The sequence below is a fragment of the Streptomyces caniscabiei genome (genome assembly GCF_014930365.1).
In the GTDB taxonomy this organism is placed as follows: Bacteria; Actinomycetota; Actinomycetes; order Streptomycetales; family Streptomycetaceae; genus Streptomyces; species Streptomyces caniscabiei.
Genome location: NZ_JABXWI010000033.1, coordinates 1 through 20,658 on the forward strand (window position 1 = coordinate 1; position 20,658 = coordinate 20,658).

At 70.5% G+C, this 20,658-nt stretch carries 12 protein-coding genes; 9 read left to right on the plus strand and 3 right to left on the minus strand.

The window, feature by feature from the left end:
- On the plus strand, positions 1-546 hold a 546-nt coding region (locus HW837_RS45855; RefSeq protein WP_193383572.1), incomplete at its 5' end, for an IS3 family transposase.
- A 479-nt stretch (positions 547-1,025) separates the two neighbouring features.
- Complete coding sequence (locus HW837_RS45860; protein ID WP_193381947.1) at positions 1,026-2,903, plus strand: condensation domain-containing protein; 1,878 nt, start codon at positions 1,026-1,028, stop codon at positions 2,901-2,903.
- Positions 2,904-3,006: 103 nt separating this feature from the next.
- Here the strand turns inward: HW837_RS45860 and HW837_RS45865 are convergent, their stop codons facing one another.
- Together HW837_RS45865 and HW837_RS45870 are read right to left on the minus strand one after the other, a co-directional pair.
- Positions 3,007-3,801, minus strand: a complete 795-nt coding sequence (locus tag HW837_RS45865; protein ID WP_045563541.1) for an ABC transporter permease — start codon at positions 3,799-3,801, stop codon at positions 3,007-3,009.
- A gap of 93 nt (positions 3,802-3,894) precedes the next feature.
- Positions 3,895-4,806: an ABC transporter ATP-binding protein gene (locus HW837_RS45870; RefSeq protein WP_196790314.1), complete on the minus strand. Its 912-nt coding sequence runs from the start codon at positions 4,804-4,806 to the stop codon at positions 3,895-3,897.
- A 397-nt stretch (positions 4,807-5,203) separates the two neighbouring features.
- Between HW837_RS45870 and HW837_RS45875 the strand changes: the two genes are divergently transcribed.
- Positions 5,204-7,321 carry a M20/M25/M40 family metallo-hydrolase gene (locus HW837_RS45875; protein ID WP_052683209.1) on the plus strand — a complete coding sequence of 706 codons (2,118 nt, stop codon included), beginning with the start codon at positions 5,204-5,206 and terminating at the stop codon, positions 7,319-7,321.
- A 24-nt stretch (positions 7,322-7,345) separates the two neighbouring features.
- Positions 7,346-7,873, plus strand: a complete 528-nt coding sequence (locus tag HW837_RS45880) for a GNAT family N-acetyltransferase (RefSeq protein WP_193381948.1) — start codon at positions 7,346-7,348, stop codon at positions 7,871-7,873.
- 72 nt (positions 7,874-7,945) lie between these two features.
- Here HW837_RS45880 and HW837_RS45885 read toward each other — a convergent pair whose 3' ends face one another.
- Positions 7,946-8,662, minus strand: coding sequence for a thioesterase II family protein (locus tag HW837_RS45885; RefSeq protein WP_045563381.1), 717 nt, complete (start codon positions 8,660-8,662; stop codon positions 7,946-7,948).
- A gap of 336 nt (positions 8,663-8,998) precedes the next feature.
- Between HW837_RS45885 and asnB the strand changes: the two genes are divergently transcribed.
- From asnB to HW837_RS45910, 5 genes are read left to right on the plus strand one after another with little or no spacing between them, the layout of a single operon-like run.
- Positions 8,999-10,879 carry an asparagine synthase (glutamine-hydrolyzing) gene (gene asnB, locus HW837_RS45890; protein ID WP_193381969.1) on the plus strand — a complete coding sequence of 627 codons (1,881 nt, stop codon included), beginning with the start codon at positions 8,999-9,001 and terminating at the stop codon, positions 10,877-10,879.
- Entirely contained in the window at positions 10,876-11,637 is a 762-nt protein-coding gene (locus HW837_RS45895; RefSeq protein WP_052683207.1) for an aspartate/glutamate racemase family protein, read from the plus strand. Before asnB ends, HW837_RS45895 begins: the two co-directional genes overlap by 4 nt.
- A complete protein-coding gene (locus HW837_RS45900) occupies positions 11,634-13,364 on the plus strand; it encodes a non-ribosomal peptide synthetase (protein ID WP_193381949.1) in 1,731 nt (576 codons plus the stop codon). The genes HW837_RS45895 and HW837_RS45900 overlap by 4 nt, the downstream gene beginning before the upstream one ends.
- A complete protein-coding gene (locus HW837_RS45905; protein ID WP_193381950.1) occupies positions 13,361-19,903 on the plus strand; it encodes a non-ribosomal peptide synthetase in 6,543 nt (2,180 codons plus the stop codon). The genes HW837_RS45900 and HW837_RS45905 overlap by 4 nt, the downstream gene beginning before the upstream one ends.
- A gap of 1 nt (position 19,904) precedes the next feature.
- A complete protein-coding gene (locus tag HW837_RS45910) occupies positions 19,905-20,642 on the plus strand; it encodes an aspartyl/asparaginyl beta-hydroxylase domain-containing protein (protein WP_052683206.1) in 738 nt (245 codons plus the stop codon).
- Positions 20,643-20,658: the final 16 nt, after the last annotated feature.

Below are 20,658 nucleotides of genomic sequence, written 5' to 3' on the forward strand. Positions count from 1 at the left end.
CCTCGCGCCGTCCTGCGGCCCGACCTCGTCCTGCGGCAGTTCGGTCCCGACCCGGACGGCGTCGACACCCGCTGGTGCGGCGACATCACCTACGTCCCGTCCCAGGAGGGCTGGCTGTATCTGGCCACGGTCATCGACATCGCCTCCCGCCGGGTGATCGGCTGGGCGACGGCCGATCACCTGCGGACCGATCTGGTCGCCGATGCCCTCACGGCGGCCTGCCGACAGCGTCGTCCCACCCGGCCGGTGATCTTTCACTCGGATCGCGGCTGTCAGTACACCAGTCAGCAATTCGCCACCCTGGCAACGGAGTTCGGCGTCCGCCTGTCCGTCGGGCGCACCGGACAGTGCTGGGACAACGCGCTCGCCGAGTCGTTCTTCGCCACCATCAAACGAGAGTTGCTCGACACGAGAACCTGGCCCAGCCGGTCCGCGGCCCGCACCGCGATCTTCGACTTTGTCGAGGGCTGGTACAACTTGCACCGACTGCACAGCAGCCTCGGCTACCGCAGTCCCGCCGAATACGAGACCGCACTCGCAGCCTGACCACCACACCAATGGTGTCCGTCAAAGCGGAGCAAGCTCAGTTCCGGCGTATGCCTTCATGGCCCGGGCGTCCGCGAAGCGTTCGCGGACGTCTCCGATCTCGGCGAGGGTGCGAGCTCCCGGGAGCGCGGACAGCCCGTACGGCACGCCTGGTGCTCGAACGGCACGGGGAGCGGGTTCGCGCGGCGCGTACGGGTTCCGCGTCGAGGCCGCCGGCCCGCGGACGTTCAGCATCCCCTGCCGGACATGTACCCCACTCGATCTGACCACCGGTCGGCGGGTGGGTCTCACCCGCCGACCTCGGGTCGTCAGGAAGCGGCCGTGAGGCGACACATCGGCGGCGATGTGCCGCGTGTGGGCATGAACAGCGCGGCCGTACATTCCCCTGAATTGATCCGCGCGCCGGACAGTGGGGCAAGAGCTCCCATCGCCACTTCTCGCCCCGTAGAGTGCACCCCGAGGATACTTTTGGGGGTGTCATGAATACTGACGAAGTGTTTCCATTGACATGGGGGCAACAGGGGGCATGGTGGGCCCAGCAGAGGACGGATCCCCCTTCCTGGCTGCTTTTGTCGGAGGTTATATCCGTGCCTGAAGGCACATCGGCTGCCGATGTGGCGCGGGCTCTGGAAGTCATGCTCGCCCGGCACGAAGTCCTGCGCACCACGTTCCGTATCGGAGCTGATGGTGAGCCGGAGCAGATAGTGCACCGGCGCACGGACCTTGCTGTTCTGGCGGCCGCCGACGAATCCGAGGCGTGGGAAAGGCTCGCGTCGGCGGCGTTCGACCTGGAACGCGAATTTCCCATTCGCGCAGCACTCACCGTTTCATCCGGGAAGCCCTCGAAGCTCTGCATCCTGCTGCATCATGTGGCCGTCGACGAACTGGGAAAGGTCGCCTTTTCACGACATCTCCGTACCATTCTCGAAAATATCGTCTGCCGGGCTGGAGCAGGAGACGAGCTGGCCGGTGCGGCGCCGAGCCCACGGGATCACGCGAGGACCGAGACCTCCGAGTCCGGCCGGAAGATGAATGAGGACGCGCTGAGTCACTGGCGTCAGGCGCATCATCGCCGGATACACGACCGGCCGCCGCGGGAACCGGGCCATCGGAGCGGGAAAAGGTGCTCCCTCACCATGAGGTCACCGTCCCTGCTCTCCCTGAGCCGGGAGATCGCACGGCGAGAGAAGTGTTTACCGGCCACCGTCCTGATCGCGGCCCTCGCCGTCTGCCTCGCGAATCGGAACGGGCGTGACTCCGCCCTGCTGAGCATGCTGATGGCGAACCGAAACAGTCCGGATCGCCTGGATGCCGTGTGCAGTGTCGTGCAGCAGGGATGGCTGCGGATCGAATGCGGACCTGACAGCTCATTCCGCGACGTGATACGCGAGACGAACACCGCTCTGCGTCAGTGCCTTCGGCATGGCCGTTACGACGTCGGTGAGTTCTACGCGTGGAAACTGGGAGCCGGAGCGAATGACGCCGTCTACGACCCGCCACTGGTCAATTTCATCAACGGAGCGCAAGGTCACGACGGAGACTGTGGTGGCGACGACGTGGTCGACGTCGAGGTGTGGGACACGTCTGAGGCATCCATGGGAGCCAATGACATCAAAATCATCGTGTATCCGTGCCACACGACGGTCAACATCACCGCGGACGACGCCTTTCTGACCGCGTCGGAGGGCGATGCCCTGATGCGAGGACTCCCCGCGCTCCTGCGACAGGTCCGGGACGAGGCAGGGGTGCTGAGATCACAGCTGGAAGGTCTCGGGCCCGCTTGGGTGCCACCGTCCGAGGACTGGGTCGACATCGACGGCTGCTGGGCCCGGCTGCGGGACCTCCGAGCCGTCCTCGAACGATGTCCCGGGGTGCGACATGCCAGGGTCTTCCACGAGGATCGGCGGGGGCAGGGCAAGGAGTTGCTGGCCTGTGTGGTGGCCGAACCCGAGGTGACTCCGGCGTCCGTGAGATACGCGCTCCGAGTCCTGCGCGCCGACGCCGACTGGTTCCCGCTGCCGCACTGGTTCGCGATCCATGGCGTTCTCCCCGCGCAGCCGTCGAGCGTCTCCGGTTGGCTGACCGCGCGCGCCACGGCTGAGGGGGCCGGTGACGAGGCATACCGGCAGGTTCCCGAAGACGCCGCGGAACGCGCCCTCGGCGATGTGTTCATGGAGCTCCACCCGGATGTCACATGCGACCTCGCGAAGTCCTACGCCGAATCGGGAGGCCGCTATCTGCGGATGCCCGCGCTGGTCGAGAGGATCTCCCGGGCCGGACTGCAGGGGCTGCGCATCGAAGATCTCATGACGGCGACGCCCATGGCCCGACTGGCACGCAAGCTGGAGCGTCGCTGAGGGGGACGCGGCCTGTCCCTGCCCCCCGCGCGAGGTGGGGGCAGGGACAGGCCGCGGGCCCGCGGCGGTTTCGATCAGTCACCCACCAGGAGCTTGTAGGGCATCAGTCGATGAGGCGCCGACGCATCCCCCTGACGGCGAGGAACCACATGGCCCCGGTGAAGCCGATGAGGAACAGGGCGTGCAGCCAGTCGCCGGCTCCGAGAGTGCCGAACGCGGAATGTCTCACCAACTGCATGGAGTGGTAGATCGGGTTGACAGCGGCAAGGGTCTGGACCCACTCGGGCAGCCCGCCCAGCGGAAAGAACACGCCGGCCCCCATGACGAGTGGGGTGAGGACGCCGGACACCACGAGCCGCAGCCAGTCGATGGCCGGCACGAGCGTGGAGATCCACATCCCGCACTGGGCGAAGGCCAGACCGGAGAGCAGGGTGATGAGAGGAACGAGAAGGAGCCCCGGGCCCGGTGGCAGACCGAGAGCCAGCGTGACCGCGAGGGGGACCGAGCTGTACACGGACGATTTGACCGCGATCCATGAGGCTTCGGCAGTCACGATTTCCCACACGTCCACAGGACGGCTCAACACCGCGTCGTACAGGCGTTGATACCGACGCCGGTTGAACGTCTCGAACATGCCCGCGAAAGCGGACGAGAAGAGCACGGAGGTCACGATCATGCCGGTGCCCAGGAACCGCGCGTACGGCTGGCCTTCGGCGGAGTCCACGAGCCGGCTGAAGCCGAGACCGAATCCAGCCAGGTACACCATCGGTTCCACCAGCGAGCCGAAGGTCGTGGCGGGCCAGTAACGTCGGAAGAGCAGCAGCTCTCGCAGCCAGACCGCGCGCAGTGTGGGTAAGAGCGGAGGCACCGGGGTGTCGCCCTCCGTGCGCTTCCTCATCGGTGTCTCCACGAAGCCTGTCGGCGCGGCCCTCGTCATGGAGTCGGTCCCTTCTCGTCTGGGGGAGAGAGGCAGCTCGGTGCCGCTGACCGGTCAGGTGAACAGCTCACCCGTCAGGAGGACGAACACGTCCTCGAGCGTCGTCGGGCGTACGACATCGGGCGGCCCCAGGGAGGCACGCAGATCGGAGGGCATGGTCTCGGCCCGCAGGACGGAAACGGACAGCCCGGTTCGACGGCTCGGCAGGCCCGCGCCGACCGCTTGCTTCTCGACCAGAGTGCGGCGTGCCGCGTCGCCGCGGTACTCGGCTGCCTGTGCTCCCGCGTGGTCTCGCAGGAGCCGCTCCGGAGCGGCTCGGGCGATCACGCGGCCGGCGAACACGATGGCGACCTCGTCGGCGAGGCGCTCCGCCTCCTCGATGTAGTGGGTGGACATGATCACCGTCGTGCCCTCGGCGCGGAGAGTCTCGATGACGCCCCAGAGATCTTGCCGAGCCTGCGGATCAAGACCCACGGTCGGTTCGTCGAGCAGGAGCACGCGAGGCGCTGTCAGAAAGCCCCTGGCGAGGAGCAGCCGTCGCCGCATGCCACCCGACAGCGCCTCCACCCGGCTGTCGGCACGGTCGGTGAGGCGCACAGCGGCCAGTGCCCGATCCACGGCGTCCCGGTACCGGCGACGAGGCAGCCCGCTGAAGCGGGCGAACACATCAAGATTCTGACGAACCGTCAATTCGACGTCCGCGTCGTCCTGCTGAGGGACCACGCCGATGAGTGAGCGCACCCGGCGTGAGTCTTCCGGCATGCGATGCCCCAGCACCTCGACCGTGCCGCTGGTCGCGCGGCTCTGCCCTGTGATCAGTCGCATGGTCGTGGATTTTCCTGCGCCGTTCGGCCCCAGCAGGCCGAAGCAGGTTCCGGAGGGAATGTCCAAATTCAGGCCGTCGACGGCAGTCGTCGAGCCGTAGGTCTTAACGATGTCCCGAAAACGGACAGCGGGGACACTCACCCCTGAATCCCCCTTGATAGTCGAACCATCCGAGTGCAACGTCAAGCAACCGCGTCCCCGCCATAAAAGCGCACCGTACGGACATCTGTGAACCCCCCTTTTCCTGCCGAGGCTCCCCTGCTATGTTGAGCTGGCCGTGATCATGTAACTGCATAGGAGAAGGTTCCGTTAACCCGGGGGGGTCATGAAGTCGCGCTTACCTGCGCTGTTCAGCTTTCTTCTGCTTTGCGTAGGCGCGTTTACATGCGGGTATATGGTGCGCTTTCCCCCTGATCCGGTGGATGCAAACGCCAAACCTTCTGTCTTCTCGGCATCGCGCGCCAAGGAACATATTCAGCGGATAGCAGGTTCTCCTCACCCCTCCGGAACTCCGCAGGCGGCGCAGGTCCGGTCATATGTGACGGGCCGGCTGAAGGAATGGGGGCTCTCTCCCGAGCAGCAGGAATCGACCGAGGTGCTCCCGGGGCAGGACAGTCCCCACCTGGCAGGCCGTGTCTCCAACATCAGCGCCACGATCCCCGGCCGGTCACCCACGGGACGCGTGTTCCTCGTCGCGCACACCGACTCGGTGGCGTCCGGACCCGGAGCCTCGGACGACGGCCTCGGAGTGGGGTCCCTCCTGGAGATCGGTCGCCAGCTCACCGCAGGACCGAAGCCGCGGAACGACGTGGTGCTGCTGTTCACCGACGCCGAGGAGATCGGGCAGCTCGGTGCGAGGGCCTTCGTGCGGGGCATCGGCCGCGCTGACCGCGACCGCGATGTGGTGATCAATCTCGACGCACGCGGCACCAGCGGGCGGGCCGTCATGTTCGAGACGGGGGAGCACAGTTCGGCTCTGGTCGGCGCACTGCGCGGCACACCGCCGGTTGCCACGTCGCTTTCGGACGAGATCTACGGCCTCCTGCCGAACATCACCGACTTCACGCACTTCCGAGCCGCGGGCCTGACCGGGCTGAATTTCGCGGTGATCGGCGGCAGCGCCCGTTACCACGGCCCCGAGGACGACATCGACCACGTCGACCTCGGGAGTCTGCAGGACATGGGGACCACGGCGCTGTCGGCCACCCGGGAGCTCGCGGCCATGGACCTGAACACTGTCGCCACGGCTCCCGAGGCCACCTGGTTCAACGTCGGCCCTCTGCTGGTCCACTACCCGATGGGTGCGGTCCTGCCTCTGGCTCTGGCCGCGCTCGCCGCCCTGGCCGCCGCGGCGTGGTACGCGCGGCGCCGGCGTGCTCTACGAGTGCGTGCCGCCGCGTCCGCGGCACTGACCTTCCCGCTCGTCCTGGTGGTGACCGCCGGATTCGGCTGGGTGGCCTGGCAGGCGCTCTTGTTCTTCAGGCCGTCCTACGGGCTGTTCCACCAGGGCGACCCCTATCGGACGGGAGCAGCCGTCACGGGCCTGTTGCTGACCGCCGCGGCGATCGCGTGGCTGTGGCTCGTGCTGGTGAGGAAGCGGGCGACGGCACTGGAGACGACTGCCGCGATCGCGGCGTGGTTGGTGCTGTTCGCTCTGAGCAGCGCCGTCCTCCTGCCGGGCGCGGCCTACGTCTTCACCTGGCCCGCGCTCTTCGCGGCTGCCGGGCTGTCGGTCGCCGCTCGCCTGCCGGAGGAGTCCGCGTGGCGGGCGGCAGTCCTGGCGGTGCCGGCGCTGCCCGGCGTCGTGTTACTGGTCCCGCTCGTCGTCCTGCTGTTTCCCGCGCTCGGGCTGGCCTCGGCCGCCGCCCCGCTCGCCCTGCTCCCCATGGCCGCCGCCGCACTGCTGCTGCCGCTGGCCGAGACCGTGCGGACGGTGAGGCAACGGCGTGTTCTGGCCTGCGGGCTGGCCGTGGCACTGCTGGGCACGGCGTTGGTCGGTGTGAACGGGGCCGTCGACGTGACCGACGCGGAGCATCCCCGGCCGGCCAGCCTGCTCTACTCCGTGGACGTGAACCGCAAGCGGGCCCACTGGGTGTCCTCCGACGCCGCGCCCGACCCCTGGGTGACCCACTACACGGGCACTCGACGCACCACGGGTCTGGAGGAACGGACCCCGGCCCTCACCGCCCCGCCGTGGGGGCTCCTGGCCGCTGACGCCCGGATCGCCCCAGGCTCCCGTCCCGTCGTCACCACGCTCGCCGACCGACGCAGCGGGGACACGCGGAGTCTGAGTCTCTCCGTCACCCCCGAAGGCGGCACCCCCGTCCTGCTGGCGCTGTACGTGGACACGTCGAAGACGGAAGTCATCGACGCCCGGCTGACGGGGGCACCTGAGGGCAGCCGCAGCCTGAAGGGGGGCGTCAACCGGCCGCGGACACAGTCGCCCTGGAAGTGGGGGCTCGTCTTCGCAGCCCCGCCCGCCCACGGTTTCCGGCTGACCCTGAAGGTGCGAGGCGCCGGCGCCGTACGCCTTCTGGCCATGACGGAGGATTCCGGTCTTCCCGAGCGGCTCCTGGACCGACCACGCCCCGGGCATCTCACATGGAGTGCGCACATGGCCGGGTTGTCCTACGCGAGCCGCACCTACACGCTCTGAACCCATCCCTGGGAAGGACCAATCATGAGGACATCCAAGTGGAACGGCGCAGCGGGACTCGTGGCATCGGACCACGTGCGGCTGCGACCGGCGGGCCCGTCGGACAGCGACGGAATCACCGCGGTTTTCCTGGCGTCGAGGGGCGCGACCATGCCCTATCTGCCGAAACTCCACAGCGATCAGGAGACACAGGCCTGGATCGAGGCGGTGGTTCTGCGTGAATGCACCGTATGGGTGGCCGAAACCGCAGACCCGGCTGAGATCGTGGGGTTCGCGGCGCTGCAAGGTTCAGTCCTCGATCATCTCTATCTGCGCCCGGACGTGACGCGGCAGGGCATCGGTTCGATGCTTCTCGAGGCGGTCAGGGGAGCGAGTCCGGAAGAACTGTCACTCCATGTCTTCCAGCGCAACGAAGCCGCCCGCGCCTTCTACGAGCACCATGGCTTCGAGGCGGGCGAGTTCAACGACGGCAGCCGCAACGAGGAGAGCGAACCGGACGTCAGCTATCACTGGCACGCCCGCGGTGCGGACGCGCCCGCCGAGGGCGCATGACCGCGCGGCCGGCGCGCGCATGCCGGCCGGCCGCGCTCCTGGCCTCGTGGGACCCGCGGGCCCGTGGGCCGCTCAGCCGCCGGTCGCGGCCGACGCTCCGCGGGCTACCGCTGCGATGTCGGCGATGACCTCGGACATCTGGTCGTGCAGGAAGAAGTGTTCGCCGGGAAAGAGCCGGTGGTGGAACGGGCCGGCGGTCGTCGACCGCCATCCGGTGATCCACTCCGGTCCGGCGAGCCGGTCCTCGGTGCCCCCGTACGCCACGACCGGGCAGGGCAGGACGGTCGGCCGGGTCTGTCGCGCGTAGTGGGCCAGCAGGGTGAGGTCGGCCCGTATCACCGGCAGCATCATCTCCATCAGGTCCCGGTTCGCCAGCACTTGGGCGGGTGTGCCGCCGAGCTCGACGATGCCTTCCAAGAGCCCCTGGTCGTCCCGCTCGTGCAGGGACGTCGGCTGCGGGGCACCTGGCGGGCGGCACCCCGACACAAGCAGGGCCTGCGGCAGCGGGCGGTCCGACTCGGCGAGCCGGCGCGTCGTCTCGTAGGCGATCTGGGCCCCCATGCTGTGCCCGAAGAGAAGGAATCTCTCCTGCGGCGGCCGACTCTCCAGAACGGACACGATCCCGTCCACCGCCTCATCCATGGAGGTGAGCGGGGCCTCCGCGAGGCGGGTTCCCCGGCCCGGCAGCTCCACCGGCACGAACCGGAGACCGGGAGGCGTCAGGGCGCGGGCCCACGCCGCGTACGAACCGGCCGAGCCGCCGGCGTGGGGCAGAAGGTAGACGCGCACAGGCTCCGATCCGTCAGGTGCCGGGGCCGTGGTGTCCCAAGGAGTCCATCGGTTGCGCGGGAATTGTTCGGCGTTGTGGTGGCCGGTCAATGCTCCTGCCCTTCTGCTCGACCATCGTATGCGGGCTCCAAAGCCCGCCGCCTCGACCCTATGCCTGGATCGGCCATTCGATCCATTGAACATTCTCCCCCATGCCCGAATGGCAGAGAGGTCCTTTTCCTGCCTGAATGAACCTGTTCGGGGATGGAATTTTCTGTTGACTCGCGCTGCCTCTTGAGTTAGTTTCAGTTTGTTGCCGCTAAGTTTCAGGCGAGCATGGAACGGGGATATTCCAGCATGTGTGGGATAGTGGGTTTATTTTGCCTGAACGGTTCGGATCGGACCACTGGTCTCGATGTCTCCGAAATGGCGTCCGAGTTAATTCACAGGGGTCCCGACAATCAGGGATTCCACTTAGGTGAAGGCATTTCTCTCGGATTTCGAAGACTCGCCCTGAACGATCTCGATCGAGGCAATCAGCCGCACTTCTCAGAGGACCGCACTCTGGTCTCCGTCTGCAATGGAGAGATCTTCAACCACCTGCGGCTGCGGTCGATGCTGCAAAGTCGCGGCCACCGGTTCCGCTCCGCGTGCGACACCGAAGTGCTCGTCCACCTCTACCGCGAGTACGGTACCGACCTCACCTCCCATCTCGACGGCCAGTTCGCCTTCGCGCTGTACGACGAGCCGGCGCAGCGCCTGCTGCTCGTCCGGGACCATGCCGGCATCGTGCCGCTGTTCTACACGGTCGCGAACGGCCTGCTCCTGTTCGCTTCGGAGATCAAAGCGATCCTGCGCCACCCGGCGATACGCGCGGAGGTGGACCTGCGAGGACTTGATCAGATCCTCAGCCTCCCCGGGCTCGTCAGCCCTCGAACGATGTTCCAGGGCATCAAGGCGCTACGCCCCGGCGAACGGCTGATCGCCGACCGGTCCGGTGTGACCACCGAACGGTACTGGGACCTCGACTACCCCACGGCCGGTGAACCGGAGCCGGCGGGGCCCGCCGTGGAGACGGCGCTCGACCACGCCGCGCACGACATGGAGGCCCTTCTCCGCGACGCGGTGCGCGACCGGCTCGTCGCTGACGTCCCCGTGGGCCTCTACCTCAGCGGTGGACTCGACTCCAGCCTGATCGGTGCCCTGGCCGCGGATTCCCGGCCCGGCCACGCCTGGCCCAGCTACTCCGCCGTCTTCCCCGACCACGACTTCGACGAGAGCCCCCACCAACGGCTGGTCGCCACCAAACTCGGCACACGCCACACGGAGATCCCGGTCCGCCGCACCGACCTCGCGGAGCGCCTCCCCGCCATGGTCCGGCACGCGGAGACCCCCGTCCGGGAGTCGTACAACGTCTGCTCGATGATGCTCTCCGAAGCGGTACGCGCCGACGGCACCGTCGCCGTGCTCACAGGAGAGGGCGCCGACGAACTCTTCGGCGGCTACCCCGGATACCGCTACGACGACATGGGCCTCGGTGGAAGCCGACTCAGCGGCCTCGACGCCGAGCTGGAACGCGAGATTCGGCACCGCATGTGGGGCGTCGACATCGGATACGAGACCCAGCAGCTCACAGCCCAGGAGTTCCGGCGCGACCTGTACTCCGCCGACCTCGCCGAGACGTTCGACGCGTTCACGGTCACCTCCCAGCGACTGGTCGATGCCGACCGGCTGAGGGGGCGCCACCCGCTGCACCAGCGCTCCTACCTGGATTTCCACCTCCGGCTCACCGACCACCTGCTCGGCGACCACGGCGACCGGATGGCACTCGCCAACGGGGTCGAGCTGCGCTTCCCCTTCCTGGCCCGCCCGGTCGTCGAGCACGCCATGGCACTGCCCCCGCACCTCATGGTCGCCAGGGGCACGGAGAAGGCCGTACTACGACGTGTCGCCGAGGGGCGGATCCCCGGCGAAGTGCTGGCACGGCCCAAGTTCGGCTTCCGCGGCCAGACCAGCGGTGACCTGCTCAACGGCGGCAACGACTGGTTCGAGGAACTCCTCTCGCCCTCCGTCGTGCGTCGGCAGGGCTACTTCAACCCGGACACCGTGACCGCACTCGTCCGTCACCAGCGCGAACGGGGCGGCCAGGTGCACGCCCACTACGACGTCGACTACCTGATGGCCATCGCAACGTTCGCCCTGTTCGTGGAGCAGTTCGACCTGCCGTGCCTCGGATGAGCCATATCGCGGCTCCCGGCGACGAGAGCGGTCTGGCGGTCCGGCCGCGCGCGGAGCGGCCGGCGCTGCCCCTCGTAGGCGTGGTCGGCGGGATGGGGCCCCTGGCCTCCACCGAGTTGCTGCGCACCGTCTACCGCGCTTGCGGCGCACACCGGGAACAGGAGTCGCCGCGGGTGCTGTTGTGGTCGGATCCCGCCGTGGTCGACCGCACCGAGGCCATCGACAGGGGCGACCTCGAGCCGCTCTACCTGGCCGTCGAGAAGGCCGTCCGCGGCCTGGTGACCGCGGGCGCCGAGCGGGTGGTCGTCGCCTGTGTCACCGCCCACCGGGTGCTCGGCGACCTCCCGGCCGGCCTCCTCGAGCACTGTGTGTCCCTCGTGGACATCGTCCACGAGGAGCTCTCCCGCACGGCGGAACCGCACCTCCTGCTGTGCACCAAGGGCACCGCCCAGGCGGGCATCCTGGTCTCCGGCCTGCGTGGCGAACAGGCGGCGCGCCGCCTCGTCATGCTCCGGCCCGGCGACCAGGAAGCCCTGCACGACGAGGTCTACCGCGTCAAGCGCGGTGCCGACCCGCTGCGCACCGTCGACTTCCTGCGCGGCGTCCTGCCCCGTTACGGCGTGCGCTCCTTCGTGGCCGCCTGCACCGAACTCCACCTCGTCACCCAGGCCATCGCGGCCGCCGGCCGGTCGGCCGAATTCCCCGCCATCGATCCCCTCTCGGTCGTGGCCCAACGGATCAAGAACGGAGAGTTGTGAGCCATACCGCGATCCTCGACCGCTGGGCCGATCACGTCGAGCAGGACGGTGCGGCCACCGCGGTGGCCACCCCCGACCGCGAGTGGAGCCGACGCGAACTCGCCGAGTACGCCGCCGGGCTGAAGGCCCGGCTCCCGCAGGAGGGGCTGGTTCTGGTCGCCTGCGCCGACCCCGTACCGGTCATCGCCGCCCTGCTCGCGTGCGCCGCCGCCGGCCGGACCTTCGCCCCCGTCGACATCCGCCAGCCCGCAGCACGCTGGACCGCCCTCCTGGAAGACCTGCGTCCCGCAGCCGTCGTCGCCGACCCGGCCGGACGTGCCGCCTTGGCCGGCCAGCGCGCACTGCGCACCGGGAACATCCGGCGCATCGACACCGAGACCCTGGAACCCGCGCTCTGGCACGCACCGGAGTGGCGTGGACTCGGCACCCCCGACGCCGGATACGTGTACTGCACCTCCGGCACCACCGGACGCCCGAAGGGCATCCGGGGCAGCCTCCAGGCAGTCGAACACTTCCTCGACTGGGAGACCACGGAGTTCGACATCGTCGCCGGGACCCGGGTCTCCCTGCTCACATCGCCCGGATTCGACGCCTTCCTCCGTGACGCGCTCGTGCCGCTGCGCGCGGGCGGCAGCGTACGCGCCGCGGCCCCCGACGCCGTACCCGTCGGCAACGCACTCGCCGAGTGGCTCGAGGAGCAGCGGGTCGAGGTGTTGCACTGCGTGCCCACGGTCTTCCGCACGCTGCGCGCGGCCGTCCTCACCGAGGACTCCCTGCCCCGGCTCAGGACCGTCCTGCTCGCCGGTGAGCCGGTCCGAGCGTCCGATGTCTCCTGGTGGCTCGGTCTGTTCGGCGGCCGCAAGGAACTGGTGAACCTCTACGGCCCGTCCGAGACGACCATGACCAAGGTGTTCCGCCGTCTCGGCCCCGAGGACGCCGAGGCCGAGAGGGTCCCCGCCGGTCTGCCCATGCCGGGTGTCGACGTACGGGTCCTGGCCGCGGGCGAACCCGTCACCGGCACCATCGGCGAGATCGAGATCCGCACCCCCTTCCCGCTCGGTGGTTACCTCGACGGCCTGACCGGTGGCTTCACCGGCACTCACGCCTACCGCACGGGCGACCTCGGCCGGCTGCGGCCCGACGGCGTCCTCGAGGTCCTCGGCCGTCGCGACCAGCAAGTCAAGGTCAATGGCGTGCGGGTGGAACTGGGCGAGGTCGAGGAGGTCCTGCGCGGCCATCCCGGCGTGCGCGACGTCTGTGTCGCCGGGGTCGCGGAGCCCGACGCCGACACGGTGCTGTGCGCCTACGTGGTCGTCGACGACTCGGTGAACGACGAGGAACTGCGGGCCCATGCAGAAGGCGGACTGGTGCCGGGCAGCCGCCCAGCGGTGTACCTCCGTCTCGCCGCCATCCCGCGCACCCTCAACGGGAAAGCCGACAGACGGGCCCTGCCGCTGCCCGCGGCCCTGCGTGCCGCCGGCCCCGAAGACCGCCCGCGGGGCTGGGCGGAGGCCCGGATCGCGGAGGTGTGGTGCGACTTGCTGCACCTGTCGGCCGTCGGCCGCAACGACAGCTTCCCCCTGCTCGGAGGCGACTCACTGGCGATCGCCCGGCTCCTGGACCGCCTGCGTTCCCTGTTCGGCGTGGACGTACCTCTGCGTGTCTTCGCGGCGAACCCCACCGTCGCGGGCCTCGCCGCCGCCGTGACCCCCGGGGGCACACGATGAGCCCGGCCGCCGTCCCGCCCCGGTCCGAGCGGGTCGACGCCCCCCTCTCGTACGCCCAGCACTCCATCTGGCTCGCCGAACAGACGACCCCGGGCACCGTCGCCCACAACGAGGCCGCCGCGTTCCGGCTCACCGGCGCTGTGGACGCCGAGGCCCTGGAAAGGTCGCTGGCCGCCCTCGCCCACCGCCACGAGGCGATGCGCTGCGCGATCGTCGTCGACGCCGACGACGAACCACGGCAGCGCTTCCAGGACCGCGTCGTCCACGCCGTCCAGCGGACCGACCTCACCTCTCTGCCCGACGACCAGCGGGAGGACCGACTCGCCGAACTGGTCTCGCGGACCGTGGCCGCCCCCTTCGACCTGGCCCGGCCACCCCTGATGCGCACGCACCTGTTCCGGCTGGGCGAGGACCGCCACCTGCTGCTCTTCGTCGCTCACCACATCATCGTCGACGCGTGGGGGCTCGGGATCTTCCTCGAGGAGCTCGCCGCCCAGTACGCCGCCGAAACCGGTGGTCCGTCGGTCGAGGAACCGGACCCGCGTCCCGACCTGGGTGACTACGCGGCCCGGCAACGCACCGACCCGGCAGCCGGACGGGGCCTCGACCACTGGCGCGAACGGCTCGGCGGGGAACTGCCGGACCTGCGCCTGCCCGTCGAAGGACACCGCACGGAGCGGGCGGCCGACGGCATCGCCGGCGCGGTCCACGGCTTCGTCGTCCCGTCGCACCTCGTCACCCGGCTCGGCGCCCTGGCCCGCAGTCACCTCGCGACCCTGCCCGCCTCGGTGCTCACCGCGTTCTGCGCCGTCGTCCAGCGCTACACCGGCCAGGACGACCTCGTCGTCGGCATGCCCGTCGCGACCCGCAACCGATCCGGCCTGGGGGCCGTGATCGGCCCACTACTGAACGTCATCGCCCACCGGGTCGACCTTTCCGGCGACCCCTCCTTCGCCCAGGCCCTGCGGCGTGTGCGCCGGCACCTCAAAGCCGATCTCGCCAACCGTGACACGCCCTTCGCGCTCGTCGCCGAACACCTCGCCCCACCGGTCAGCGGTGGCCGGTCCCCACTGTTCCAGCTCATGTACTCCTTCCACAGCGGACCGGCGACCACCCTGCGGCTGCCCGGTGTCGAGACGACGCCGGTACCGGCACACAGCGGCACGGCCAAGTACGACCTGTCGCTGTTCCTGCGGCCGCGGCCCTCCGGAGACCTCGACGCCTACCTGGAGTACCGGACCGCGCTGCTCTCCCCGCAGACCGTGGAAGGCATCGCGGAAGGCCTGCTGTGCCTGCTGGAGGCCGCCGTCGCGGAGCCCGGACGACAGCTCACCGACCTGCCCGTCATGACGGACACCCGGCGGCACAGGGTCCTGGTGGAGTTCAACGCGTCCGACCGGACGCCGTCCCCCTGGTCGACCGTTCCCGAGGCGCTGCGCGCTCGCGCGGTCCGGGACGGCGACGTGCCGGCGGTCGTCCACGGCGACGAGGTCCTCACCCGAGCCGGGACGGACGCGGCCGCGGACCGGGTGGCCGCACGTCTCGCCGACGACTTCGGCGTGCGCGCCGGCGACCGGGTGGCCCTGCTGGTGCCCCGTGGTACCGGACTGGTGCCGCTGATCGTCGGACTGTGGCGGGCCGGCGCGGTCCTCGTGCCCCTCGACGAGACGATGCCGGACGAACGCATGGCGTACGTCCTGGAGGACAGCGGTGCCCGGCTCCTCGTCACCGGCCGGTCCGTCCGGGCGGACCGCGCCGGCTCGGTCCCGCGCGCCGACGCGGCGGCACTGCTGTCCGCGCACGCGCACGGGACCGGCGCCCTGGTGGACGAAGCCACCGTCCCGTTCCCCGACGGACCGCCGGCCGACACACTCGCCTATCTGATGTACACCTCCGGGTCCACCGGACGGCCGAAGGGAGTGGCGGTATCGCACGGCTGTGTCGCCAACCTGCTGCACAGCGTCGTCCGCGAGCCGGGCCTCGACACCGACGACGTACTCGTCGCCGTCACTTCCCTGACCTTCGACATCGCGGTGCTGGAACTGTTCGCCCCCCTCGTCGCGGGCGCCAAGCTCGTCATCGCACCGCACGCCACGGTGCGCGACCCCGAGGAACTCGGCACCCTGCTGCGCGCATCCCGTGCGACCGTGATGCAGGCCACGCCCTCCCTCTGGCGGGCCCTGCTCGACGGCGGATGGCAGGGGCTGCCGGGCTTGCGGGCCCTCAGCGGCGGAGAGGCCCTCGACCCGGTGCTCGCCGAGCGGCTGCTCGACCGCTGTGCCGAGGTGTGGAACCTGTACGGCCCCACCGAGACCACCATCTGGTCGACGGCCGGGCGCGTCCTGCGGGGAGAGCCCGTGACCGTCGGGCGGCCGGTGGCCCGCACCTACTGCCACATCCTGGACCGGCGCGGACACCCCGTCCCCGTCGGCGCCGTCGGTGAACTCCTCATCGGCGGAGCCGGTGTCACCTCCGGCTACTGGAACCGCCTCGAACTCACCGATGCCTCGTTCGTCCCCGACCCGGTGGGAGCCGACCCGCTCGGGGACGGAGGCGCGCGGGTCTACCGGACCGGAGACCTGGCCCGCTACCTGCCGGACGGTCGGATCGTCGTCCTCGGCAGGGCCGACGAGCAGGTCAAGATCCTTGGCCACCGCGTCGAACTCGGCGAGATCGAAGCCCTGCTGACCCGCCACCAGGACGTACGGGCCGCCGCAGTCGTGGTCGATCGGGAGCACCCGGCAGTCCCTCGCCTGGTCGCGTTCGTGGTGCCCCGGGGCTCCGGGTCGGACACCGAGTCCCTTGCCGGACATCTGCGTGCCTACCTCCGCACCGTGCTCCCGGCCGCCGTGGTGCCCTCCGTGGTCGCCCGGCTGCCGGAACTCCCGCTGAACACCAGTGGAAAGGTGGACCGCCCCGCTCTGACGAGAAGGGCCCGCACCCTCGTCACCACAGCCGCACCCGAAGCTCCGGCCACCGAAGCCGAACGGACGGTGGTCGAGATCTGGGCAGAGCTTCTCGGCACGGACCCCTCCTCGGTGGGCGTCACGGACGACTTCTTCGCAGCCGGCGGCAACTCCGTCGACGCCACCCGGCTCCTCGGCCGCTTGCGCCGGGCTCTCGGCCACGCCCCGTCCCTCGCCGACTTCTACGCCTCCACCACACCTCGGAGCCTTGCCGCCGCCTTGGCCGCCGCCTCCGCCGGCGGACCCGGCATCGCGGCCGCGCCCTCGCCGGCTCCCGTATCCACCGGCCCGGTCCCCCTCACCGACCAGCAGCGCCTGCTCTGGCTCACCCAGCGCCTCGCCCCCGAGTCCGCGGCCTACAACCTCGCCGCCACCGTCCACCTCGACCGCCCGGTCGACCATGAAGCCCTGACCCGGGCCCTGCTCGACCTCGTGACACGTCACCAGGTGCTGGCCGCCCGCTGTGAACTCACCGCCGACGGGCCGGTCCTCGTCCCCCTGCCCGCCGACTCCGTACGCCCCACCGTGGTCGACGCACCGGCCGGGACAGGCGGGGCGGGCGCCGCAGCGACCCGGGAATGGCTGGACTCCGGCACCATCACCGAGGCCTCACGGCCCTTCGACCTCGCCGAGGGGCCGCTGCTGCGCGTCACCGTGCTGCGCGGTGCCGGCACGTCCGTCCTGCTGTTCACCAGCCACCACCTCGCCATGGACGGCTGGTCGATCGGCGTGGCGGTGCGCGAACTGGCCGCCCTGTACGCCCATCGCACCGGCACGGGCGCACCCCTGCCGCCTCCCGCCCTCGACTTCCTCGGCCACGCGGCCGCCGCCACGGCTCCTGCCGCCCAGGCGGAACGTACCTCCCAGCTCGCCCACTGGCGCGCTCGCCTGGACGGCCACCCCGGGGTGCTGGAACTGCCCACCGACCCCGACGCAGGCCTCGGGCAGACGGACGCCGGGGGAGTCGTGCCGGTCGCCCTGCCGCCCGGCCTCACCCGCAGGCTGCGCACCACGGCCGCCCGGCTGCGGGTCACGCCCTTCACGGTGCTGCTCACCGTGTACGCCTCGTTGCTGGGGCGCTACGGGGGCACCGACGATGTCGTCGTCGGCGTACCCGCGGCCAACCGGGGCGAGCCCGAACTCGAGGGGGTCGTCGGCTCCCTGGTGAACACCCTGCCGGTCCGGGTCGACCTCACCGGCACCGCCTCCTTCGCCGAACTCGCCCGACGCACCGGGCAACGGCTCGCCGCCGACCTCGACCGGCCGCTCGTGCCGCTCGACCGGCTCGTGGACGCGCTCGGGATTCCCCGCGACCCGGCGCGACCGGCCCTCGTCCAGGCCACGCTCGTGCTCCAGGAGGCCATGCCGGGTCTGATCAGGCTGGGTGACGCCACGGGAGAGCTGCGGCGCGTCTTCACCCGCACCGCCAAGTACGACCTCACCCTCGCCCTCGAGGAACACCCCGACCGGATCGAGGGATCCCTGGAGTACGCCTCCCGCCGGTTCACCGATGCGTCGGCGATTCGCTTCGTACGCCATCTGCAGACCCTGCTGGGTGCGGCGCTGGACGATCCCGATGCCGAGGCGGCCCTCGTGCCGCTCGACCCGGAGCAGGACGCGACACCGTCTCCGCGGCCCGGCGGCCCGGCGGGCACCGAACGAGCGGCACACGCCACGCCGGTCCACGAACTGTTCCGCGCGCAGGCGGCCGCGCGGCCCGACGCGGTCGCGGTCCGCCACGACGGGCGGAGCGTCACCTACGGCCTGCTGGACGCGTGGAGCGACAGGATCGCGGCTCGGCTGCTCGGCCTCGGGGCGGCTCGCGGCCGTTTCGTCTCGGTGCTCCTGCCGACCGGTCCGGCACAGGTCGCGGCGATCCTGGGTGTCGCGAAGACCGGTGCCGCCTTCGCCGTCCTCGACCCGGACAGCCCCGAACTGCGGCTGCGGGCCGTGCTCGCCGATGCCCGGCCGCTGTGCGTACTCACCGACGATCGAGCTCTCGCCGGTCGTCCCGGGCTGTGGGAGCGGCCGGCCGGCCGCTGGGGCGGGGTGCCGGTGGAGGTCATCGCACCGGAGACGGCGCACGACGGCGCGTCCCCGCCGGTCCCGGCGGCCGCGCCCTCGACCGGCGACGACGCCCTCTGCCTCGTGTACACCTCCGGATCCACCGGGACACCCAAGGGCATCGCGCTGCCCCACACGACCCTCGCGCAGTTCGCCGACTGGCAGGGAGAACGCTTCGGCGTCGGTCCCGGCAGCCGGGTCGCCCAGTGGGCGCCGTTCACCTACGACGCGGCCTACACCGAGGTGTTCGCGGCTGTCTGCCACGGCGCCACCCTGTGCGTCCCGACGGACGATGTCCGCCGGGACCCGGTGGCCGTGGTCGCCTGGCTCCGCGCCGAGCGCGTCACGCAGATACAGACCGTGCCCGGCTTCTTCGCCGTGATGACCGAGGCGCTGGACCGCGACGGGGCCGAACTGCCCGACCTGCGGCACGTACTGCTCGCGGGCGAGGTGCTGCCGCCGTCGCTCGCCGCCGCCTGGGCGGAGCGGAGCGTCAGGCCCGCGCTGCACAACCTGTACGGCCCCACCGAATGCGTGCTCGCCACCCACCGGGAACTGGCACCGGCGGAGCGGTTCGCGGCGTCCGTGCCGATCGGCGTGCCGATCCCCGGCAGGCAGGCTCTCGTGCTCGACCACCGCGGCCGGCCCTGCCCGGTCGGCGTGGTCGGCGAGATTCACCTGCGCAGCGACTTCCTCGCCGGCTCCTACCACCGCCGGACCGAGGAGAGCGCCAAGGCGTATGTGCCGGACCCCTGGCGGCCCGGTGGCACGCTGTACCGCACCGGCGACCTCGGCCGCTTCCTGCCGAACGGCGAGCTCGCCTTCACGGGACGCACCGGCAGCCTGGTGAAGATCCTCGGCAACCGCGTCGAACTGGAGGAGATCGAGGCGCTGCTGGAGTCGCACCCGTCGGTCCGGGAAGCGGCCGCGGCCGTGCACGGGCCCCCCTCCGCGCCCCGGCTCGTCGGATACGCGGTCGTGCGTTCCGACGTCACCGCCGCTGCACTGCGTACGCACCTCGCCGAACGGCTGCCCGCGGCGCTGGTACCCGAGCAGGTCGTGCTCATGGACGCGCTGCCCCGCACTTCCACGAACAAACGGGACCGGGCCCGGCTGCCGGCGCCGCGGACGGCCCTCCCGGACAGCGCCGCTCCGCCCCTGGCAGGCACCGAGCAGCTCGTCGCCGACGCCTGGCGGCGGGTGCTGGGTGCCGACCGGCCGGTCGGACGCCACACCAGCTTCTTCGAAGCCGGCGGCAACTCGCTGCTGGCGGCCCGGCTACAGGTGGAGCTCGGCCGCCGGCTGGGCCGGGAGATACGGCTCGTGGACATCTTCACCCGACCCACGATCGCCGAGTTCGTCGCGGGCCTGGACGACACGGCGAGCGAGCCCCGCCCCACCGCCCCGCCCGACGACGTGACAGGGCGGGCGCAGCGGCGGCGCGCCGCCGCCCGGGCCCGTGCCGGCGCACGGGCCGACCGATTCGACGCACCTACAAGGAGTGACTGAAGTGGACGTGCAGAGCGTGATGACGGAGCTGGGGAACGCCGTGGGCTCCGAGGGGCTGGACCGGGTCGAGGAATGCCTGGCCATCCTCGTCGGCGAGAAGACCCCCGAATACCTCCACGACGACCAGGAACCCACCCGGCTGTTCTTTCCCGAGATCAGTGCCCTGCCCTGGCACGACACCACGGCACAGGCGTGGGTGCCCGGAATGGAGGCCGCGTACGAGGACGTCAGAGCGGAGTTCCTCGCCCTGCGAGAGGCGCAGGCCCGGTTCGCCCCGTACGAGGACCTCTACACCAAGGAACTCGGCTGGCAGGGCTGGGACACCTACCAGATCTACCGCGACGGCACCTGGCGCGACGAGGCCAGGGAACGCTGCCCGAAGACCGTCGAGGCGCTCGCCGGGACGCCGCACGGTCCGCGCGACGGCATGTTCACCGTCCTCAACCCCGGTGTCCACATCACGCCCCACACGGGCGGGGTGAATCTCCTGCTCACCGCCCACCTGCCGCTGGTCGTCCCGCCCGACTGCGTCATCAAGGTCGGCGAGGACGAGCGGGGTTGGGAGGAGGGCAAGGTCATCCTCTTCGACGACAGCTTCATCCACGAGGCGTGGAACCGCGGCACCCAGCAGCGTGCCGTGCTGCTGTGGGACGTCTGGCACCCGGACCTCACGGCCCCCGAGATCCGCGCACTCGAATACCTGATGCCGCGCTTCCAGCGCTACCTCATGGCGGTCTGATCACCGGACGGCCCGA

Excerpts from the sequence above, each read along its gene's own strand:
- HW837_RS45860 (WP_193381947.1), top strand. The coding sequence starts at position 1,026 with ATGAATACTGACGAAGTGTTTCCATTGACATGGGGGCAACAGGGGGCA.
- HW837_RS45865 (WP_045563541.1), bottom strand. The coding sequence starts at position 3,801 with ATGAGGAAGCGCACGGAGGGCGACACCCCGGTGCCTCCGCTCTTACCC.
- HW837_RS45880 (WP_193381948.1), top strand. The coding sequence starts at position 7,346 with ATGAGGACATCCAAGTGGAACGGCGCAGCGGGACTCGTGGCATCGGAC.
- asnB (WP_193381969.1), top strand. The coding sequence starts at position 8,999 with ATGTGTGGGATAGTGGGTTTATTTTGCCTGAACGGTTCGGATCGGACC.
- HW837_RS45895 (WP_052683207.1), top strand. The coding sequence starts at position 10,876 with ATGAGCCATATCGCGGCTCCCGGCGACGAGAGCGGTCTGGCGGTCCGG.
- HW837_RS45905 (WP_193381950.1), top strand. The coding sequence starts at position 13,361 with ATGAGCCCGGCCGCCGTCCCGCCCCGGTCCGAGCGGGTCGACGCCCCC.